The 236-nt window shown below is 39.0% G+C and carries 1 protein-coding gene; it reads left to right on the plus strand.

Annotated features, from left to right (window positions below):
* Positions 1-43: 43 nt before the first annotated feature.
* On the plus strand, positions 44-236 hold a 193-nt coding region (locus AAEY79_RS16415; RefSeq protein ID WP_352289849.1), incomplete at its 3' end, for a hypothetical protein.

Here is a 236-nt window from a genome sequence, read left to right on the forward strand (position 1 = left end):
GGTAAACAGCGTTTATTTATGACCTTAAAATCGGATAATTCTAATGATAGAATTCGTTGCTACTAGCAAGTCAAATAACCCGTTAGCACCTGTTATCGGTTTGTCTTTTTTTGCTATAGCTTCTGGCTTTTTAATGAGCCTGATCCCGCTATCGCTATCGGCATTTAAACTCGATGTAGATCTTGCCCCATGGCTAGCGAGTGTATTTTATTTTGGCTTACTTATTGGCGCTACAT

Source organism: Psychrobacter sp. GW64-MNA-CIBAN-0177 (assembly GCF_040309585.1).
Lineage (GTDB): Bacteria > Pseudomonadota > Gammaproteobacteria > Pseudomonadales > Moraxellaceae > Psychrobacter > Psychrobacter okhotskensis.